Genomic DNA, 6,713 nt, shown 5'->3' with positions numbered 1-6,713 from the left:
TTGAGCGCGCTTTGCTCATTGTTGCTCGATTTTTACGTAGAACAACTATGCTACAAACCGAGCGCCGCGATCAAAGCACGCTCAAGTTGAACAAAATTTGTACCTCAAAGATCAACACGCTCTAGTTTCAACCCGAGATGAATTTAATGTTGAAACGTTAATAGGCGCCAATTCAGGACGCAACTTCCATCGAGGTTTAATGGGTGTCAGAGGTAAGACGCGCTTTTTTGCAATAATGACGTAAACTGAACCAAAACTCGGGATTAATTTAGTGGCAATTTTACGCCAATTTCTTGCAATGACGCCATAGCTAAGTTTCCCGACTAAACTCGAATGCAAGCAACGCTCATCATGTAAAATTTCATACCCCATTAAATGAAGCCAGTCTTTAACGCGCATTGCGGTAAAAAAGCGTTCATTCCATGGCGACTTATGACGACGATATGGCACGATTTTATTCAGCCCAGCTAGACTAAATGGGTTAAAACCAGTAATCACCAAATATCCATTGGGAATAAGTACGCGATTAGCTTCACGAATAACATGATGCGGGTCAACAGCATATTCAAGTACATGGCTTAGAATTGCCACATCAACACTATGTTGGAGCAATGGCAAATCATCAACGTCACCCACCACGTTTGCCCGTTCTTGGTGATCACTAACCGTGATCTGATGTCTAATAGTGGACTGAGCGGTTGCGATATCTTGGCTCAAACCACCTATCTTCAATAAATGATAACCAAAAAATTTTGGCCACCAAGGCGCCATGATTTGGTTTATCTCTTCTAAGATTTGCTCTCCACTAGGCATTTCTTGCCAATCTTTCGGGTAGAGTGGCTGTCTATATGCTAACGCTGGTTTCATTCGATATATTTAAGATATACTTCATGACATCAGTATATTGAGGAAAACACTAAGTGCAAACATCTTCGAGTCAATCAATTAATATTTTACCGATTCCCGCATTTAACGATAATTATATATGGGCGTTAATCGGGCATGACCAAAAACAAGTCACTGTTGTCGATCCCGGTTGTGCGAATGCAGTAATCCAATTTATTGAGTCGAATGGCTACCAATTAAACAGCATTCTAGTTACTCACCATCATTATGACCACGTAGACGGAATCGCTGCGTTGCTCAAATACAGTCAAGACAAGCATTGGCCGATAAATGTGTACGGGCCAGTAAATGAAAATATTCCTCACTGTTCCCACAAAGTGCAGGAAAACGATACGGTCACTTTACCGCATTTAGACATAACCTTTACTGTGTTTGATGTGCCGGGCCATACAGCAGGCCACATCGCTTACTATACACAAGACGCCTTATTTTGTGGTGATACCTTGTTTTCTGTTGGCTGTGGCCGACTCTTCGACGGTACCGCCGAACAATTACACCAATCGCTGCAAAAGTTGTCGACTTTACCTGGTCGTACAAAAGTATACTGTACGCACGAATATACGATGGCTAATATCAATTTTGCCCTAACGGTTGACCCTACCAATCATGAGCTTATCGATTACTTTAATCAGGTTAAGAATAAGCGAGAACAAGGACTACCAACATTGCCGTCAACGATTAGTTTGGAAAAAAACGTAAACCCATTCCTTAGAACAGACAGTAGAGAAATACAGCAAAGTGTTTCACAATTCAGTAGCTTAGCGACAAATAATGCCCTTGATACCTTTGTCGCATTACGTAAGTTGAAAGATAACTTCTAAGGCAATTATTGAATATTGGTGCTAAATCAGAGACACTATTTGCAGAATACACGATAAGAAATCTCCATGAAGTACTTCCCTATTTCCTTAGTTGCCGCAGTGGTTTTGTCTGGCTGTCAATTGACGACCAATCAAAATCACCAAGAGAGCACGCCAGTTGACCTGGCAGCCCAACAGTCGATTGCAACGCCTGTAGAAATTACCCACGCTTTATTACAAGATGAGCGTGCTGATGTAATTCACCCTGTTGACGATGTTGATATTACACTTACAGATAAAGACATCTACGTTGAAAATGATATATGGCAACGAATCCGTCACCAACTAACGTTTGATATTCCACAAAATCGTCGAGTGGTAGTTCAACGCAACTGGTATGCAAAACATCAAAGTTACTTAGATCGTGTCGCCAAACGTGCGGAACCATTTATTCATTATATCGTTGATGAAATCGAAAAAAGCGGCATACCAATGGAGATTGCCCTACTGCCAATCGTGGAAAGTGCTTTCGACCCATTTGCCTATTCTCATGGCCGTGCATCCGGTATGTGGCAGTTCGTGCCCGATACAGGTAAACGTTTTGGCATGAAGCAAAATTGGTGGTATGACGGTAGACGAGATGTTATTGCCTCCACTCAAGGGGCAATAAAGTATCTGCAATATCTACATAAGTATTTCGATGGCGATTGGTTATTAGCGCTTGCGGCTTATAATTCAGGTGAAGGCCGAGTGCAGCGTGCTATGCGAAACAACGCTAGGCGTAATATTCCAACCGACTTCTGGTCGCTGGATTTACCAAAAGAAACCCGTGCTTATGTGCCCAAACTGCTTGCACTTGCCGATTTAGTCAAACGCCCTGAAGATTTTAACATTAAGCTTTACGAAATCGAAAATGCTGAGGTCATCAGCAAAGTAAATATCGGCTCACAAATTGATTTAGCCAAAGCAGCAGAATTAGCAAATTTATCATTAAAAGAACTTCAGCACCTAAATCCTGGCTACAACCGCTGGGCAACCGATCCTGATGGTCCGCATTACTTATTAATCCCAAGTAATAAGGTCGATTCGTTTGTTGAAAAATTAGCTAAGCTCGCACCTAACGATCGCCTTGCTTGGCAACGCTATAAAATCAAATCTGGCGACAGCCTAGGTAAGATAGCTAAGAAATTTGATACGGATATAAAGGTTATAAAACAGGTTAACAATTTGGCCTCTAACCGTATTCGAGCAGGCAAGCACCTATTAATCCCTGTGGCTTCAGCTTCACTCGATAGCTATATCTTATCGCAAGATCAGCGATTAGCAGCCAAACAAAATCGTGATTTACCTGGCGTAAAGCACATTCATATCGTTAAAACTGGTGACACATTGTGGGACATCAGCCGTGCCTACAAGGTGAATTATAAGAGTTTAGCTAAGTGGAACGGTATGGCGCCTCGAGATACGTTAAAACTTGGACAAAAGTTGGTTATTTGGCAAAAAGCATCAAATAGCTCACCGTCGGCTAACGTAACGTCTTCAAATAGAGTCGAAAATGCAGTGATGCGCAATATTACCTACCGCGTGCGAAAAGGCGATTCTTTTGCTCGAATTGCAGACAAATTCAATGTTAGCATCAAAGATATTGAACGTTGGAATAGTTTGAGTCGTAATGACTACCTACAGCCAGGACAAATGCTCAAGTTATCAATTGATGTGACAAATAATATTTAATACCAATTGATAAATTATGAAAGAAAGCGGCAATATAGCCGCTTTTTTATGCTTGAAAAGTCTATATTTCAGTAATTGCCTGAGTCAGCATTTGTTTGATTTGTTGCGTAATCTGCTTAGAAGTTTCCGCATCAAAACCTTGTATGCGAGGCGTATGAATATGACCCACTGGTAAAATCGGGTTGTGTTCATCTCTAAGTAAAATTGAGCGATATGAGATTTCGTTCGACAAGTAACCACCACCAGCACCTTCAACCGCAGTCTGCCCAGTTAGTTCGGACAATTCCTTAGGCTTAAACTGCCCTTGTTTTAATGTTGTCACCTGATGATTATCAATCACTTCAAATCGACCTGTCGCCTTTTGCATCGCAGTTACAGGCAAACTAAACTGTACAAATTCCGGTCCCTTGAGAGGTTTTCCGTTTAGCATAGGTACTAAAGGGTTGTCTTTAGTGGCGCCAGTGTAAACATTCAAGTTGTCTGGCGCTTTTGCACTTCGTCGTAGCCCAGGAAATCGTTCTAGGTCAAATTCGGTGCGACCCATACTAATGGTAATCACCATGTCGACATTTTTCATATGGGGTGCCAACAGTTCTTCGATAAACCCTTGATCAAAATCAGCGAAACGCACAGGTATCATGAGTGCTTGCACTTCAGCTGTAGTAGTGCCTTTTGTCAGCAGAAGATTGTCTAAAGCAAGTGCAGTGATACCAGATGGATTGCTTTGCTTTATATTTCGGTCTAAGAAAAACGGATCAAACCCGGTAATAAGAATTTTCTTATCGGCTTTTTGAGTAAACTTAATGTCTTCATGTCCGCGAGTCAATCGTTCAAGACGCGCTAAAATCCTTTCTTGCTGCATTGATAGTAATGACTGAAAGGCGCTCGACTCCTTCAGCATTTTCATCATGGTTAAGCGTGCCCAATAAAGGCTACGATCATCATATTCTTGATGCTCAGCAACGAGTTTAACTGATTCACGCCATATCGCTTGGCCGTGACGAATTATCACTTGAGTCAGCGCCGTATAATTACGCGCTTGTTGCAATTGTTCATTGAATAATTCAATGCGTGTCTTAATCACATTAAATACAGACGGCATTGCTGCCTTTGCTTTAGTAACCCGTGCTTCTTCAACGGTAAGTGTTGTTTGAGCAACGACGTTTTGGCTAAAAACAACACTACTTAAAACAACACCACCTAGAACACTCCATTTAAGTGAATGTAGTACTTTCTTTGAATTCATATAAAAATATCCCAACGCTATCTAAATAGCACCGATTCCTTATTAAACCATCTAGTACAAAATATTATAGAAATGACAGCAAATACCACGGTAGACAACAATATAACCGCTAACATATTGTAATTTACCGTTCCTTTAACAATCTCTTTAATGGCAAGGGCCACATTAGAAATCGGTACGAGTGCCCATGTCCAATTGAGTTTTATCCCCGGTAGCATCGCCACCATTACAGGTAAAAATCCGACGAGTGAAATAGGCCCCATGTAATTTTGTGCCTCTTTGAAGCTTCTAGCGTAAATAGAAATCGCTAATAAAATTGCGGCAAAGATGGCTGATACAGGTACTAACATTAATAGTATAAGCAATAAGTCACTTACACCAACTGTTGAAAATACTTTGCTGACAACATTTACGCCAGCAACTTCGCCAATCAAATATCCCCACAATAACAAGCTAGCAACTGTAATAAGTGCCGTGACTACCCCCGTTGTCATGATAGTAAAAAATTTACCTAACACAATCGCGAAACGGGATATCGGCGTTAGTAATAGTGTTTCCAATGTGCCTCTTTCTTTTTCCCCCGCTCCTAAATCAATAGCAGGATACATAGCGCCCGTCATGCATAGAACAATCAGTAAATAGGGTAAGAGTCCACCAACTTTTTCACCAATATCTTCTCTTTCATTGGCCGTGTTTTCTACTACGAGTTTCACAGGTTCTGTTAAAAAACTAAATAGTGTCTCATCTAATTGATGTACCGTTCTCAATTCACCTTGTACTTGTGAAATATAAGGTGCAAAAACTTTCTCAATCTTTTGTTTAACTGAATTAAGCTGGGACGCATCATTGTAAAACAAGCGCCATTCAACTTGCGTGCTTTTATCAATGTGTTCGCTATGTATACTTGGAATATCAATAACAACATCAACTTGCCCTGACATAACCGCGTTACGCTTACTTTCGTCATCTGACAACGCAAGCTCAACCTGTTCGAAGTCTCGGTGGTAAAACAATGCCTCACTAAACTCTGGAACTTGGCTATCGTTAGTTATCGCGTATTTCAAGACCTTTTGTTGCTCTTCAAGGGCTACATTAGCAACCACTAATCCCATTGCACCGAAAATGACTGGGAATATCAGTAGCGGCAACGCAATAATAAAAAATAGCGTTTTCTTATCGCGTAATAACTCGGTTAACTCCTTTAAGTAAACTAACCACATAAAACGTCCTCGTCAGATGATAAAAAGTGTTTGAACGCCTTGCGTAAATCAACCTCATTACTTTGTGAGGTAAATTGCGCCAATGTTCCACAAAAGCGAGTCGTTCCATCATTTATCACGGTTATCTTATCTGCCAACATGGCAACCTCATCTAAATGGTGAGTTGAGAAAATAACTGATACGCCCCGTTGTTTTTGTGATTCAATAAACTCAAGAATAACTTCAGTCGCCATGATATCTAACCCTGTTGTGGGTTCATCAAAAATGATAACTTCTGGCTGATGAATGACCGCTCTGGCAATAGACACTTTTTGCGTCATTCCGGTTGATAGCGTTTCTACCCGTCGATCAAGGTAAGGTTCAATACCCAACTGAGCATATAAATGTTCACCAGCATCTCTAATTCGCTGTTTTGACAGACCATGTAATCTCGCAAAGTACTCAATGTTTTCTCTGGCAGTTAATCGATTGTACAAACCTGTTTTGCCAGATAAAAAACCAATCTTTTGCTTGGATAATGCTGGTTTAGTAACTACGCTTTCGCCAGCTATGGTAATATCACCACTCGTCGGTTTAAGCGCTGACGCTAAGATTCTCAATATTGTTGTTTTGCCCGCACCGTTTGGTCCTAACAACCCTAGAACTTCTCCCTGAGCACATGAAAAACTAACGCCTTTAAGTGCATGAAATGCCCTTCCTTCTTGGCGCACATCGAGTACATCCTTTTTGCTGCTTTTTAACGCTTCTTTGCTAAGTTGAAACGTCTTACAAATGTCCTTAACTTCAATCATCGAATCTCACTAACCC

The 6,713-nt window shown here is 41.0% G+C and carries 6 protein-coding genes; 2 read left to right on the top strand and 4 right to left on the bottom strand.

What is annotated here, in order from left to right; translation table 11 throughout:
* Positions 1-111: 111 nt before the first annotated feature.
* Entirely contained in the window at positions 112-867 is a 756-nt protein-coding gene (locus ACSLUK_RS19335; RefSeq protein WP_448550436.1) for a class I SAM-dependent methyltransferase, read from the bottom strand.
* A 53-nt stretch (positions 868-920) separates the two neighbouring features.
* On the opposite strand from ACSLUK_RS19335, the gene gloB reads away from it, so the two are divergent.
* Together gloB and ACSLUK_RS19325 are read left to right on the top strand one after the other, a co-directional pair.
* Positions 921-1,727, top strand: a complete 807-nt coding sequence (gloB, locus tag ACSLUK_RS19330; RefSeq protein WP_448550435.1) for a hydroxyacylglutathione hydrolase — start codon at positions 921-923, stop codon at positions 1,725-1,727.
* A 66-nt stretch (positions 1,728-1,793) separates the two neighbouring features.
* Positions 1,794-3,440: a lytic transglycosylase gene (locus ACSLUK_RS19325; RefSeq protein ID WP_448550434.1), complete on the top strand. Its 1,647-nt coding sequence runs from the start codon at positions 1,794-1,796 to the stop codon at positions 3,438-3,440.
* A gap of 61 nt (positions 3,441-3,501) precedes the next feature.
* Here the strand turns inward: ACSLUK_RS19325 and ACSLUK_RS19320 are convergent, their stop codons facing one another.
* From ACSLUK_RS19320 to ACSLUK_RS19310, 3 genes are read right to left on the bottom strand one after another with little or no spacing between them, the layout of a single operon-like run.
* On the bottom strand, positions 3,502-4,686 hold the full coding sequence (locus ACSLUK_RS19320) for a PA0049 C-terminal domain-containing protein (protein WP_448550433.1): 1,185 nt from the start codon (positions 4,684-4,686) through the stop codon (positions 3,502-3,504).
* A gap of 17 nt (positions 4,687-4,703) precedes the next feature.
* Positions 4,704-5,906: an ABC transporter permease gene (locus ACSLUK_RS19315; RefSeq protein WP_448550432.1), complete on the bottom strand. Its 1,203-nt coding sequence runs from the start codon at positions 5,904-5,906 to the stop codon at positions 4,704-4,706.
* The gene (locus ACSLUK_RS19310) at positions 5,897-6,697 is read right to left on the bottom strand and encodes an ABC transporter ATP-binding protein (protein WP_448550431.1); all 801 of its coding nucleotides are present in this window, start codon (positions 6,695-6,697) and stop codon (positions 5,897-5,899) included. Before ACSLUK_RS19310 ends, ACSLUK_RS19315 begins: the two co-directional genes overlap by 10 nt.
* Positions 6,698-6,713 lie beyond the last annotated feature (16 nt).

This window comes from Thalassotalea fusca (genome assembly GCF_053485835.1).
The sequence above is the reverse complement of the archived record's forward strand: the minus strand, read 5'-3'. Positions and strand labels throughout refer to the sequence as shown.

Excerpts from the sequence above, each read along its gene's own strand:
- ACSLUK_RS19335 (WP_448550436.1), bottom strand. The coding sequence starts at position 867 with ATGAAACCAGCGTTAGCATATAGACAGCCACTCTACCCGAAAGATTGG.
- ACSLUK_RS19325 (WP_448550434.1), top strand. The coding sequence starts at position 1,794 with ATGAAGTACTTCCCTATTTCCTTAGTTGCCGCAGTGGTTTTGTCTGGC.
- ACSLUK_RS19320 (WP_448550433.1), bottom strand. The coding sequence starts at position 4,686 with ATGAATTCAAAGAAAGTACTACATTCACTTAAATGGAGTGTTCTAGGT.
- ACSLUK_RS19315 (WP_448550432.1), bottom strand. The coding sequence starts at position 5,906 with ATGTGGTTAGTTTACTTAAAGGAGTTAACCGAGTTATTACGCGATAAG.
- ACSLUK_RS19310 (WP_448550431.1), bottom strand. The coding sequence starts at position 6,697 with ATGATTGAAGTTAAGGACATTTGTAAGACGTTTCAACTTAGCAAAGAA.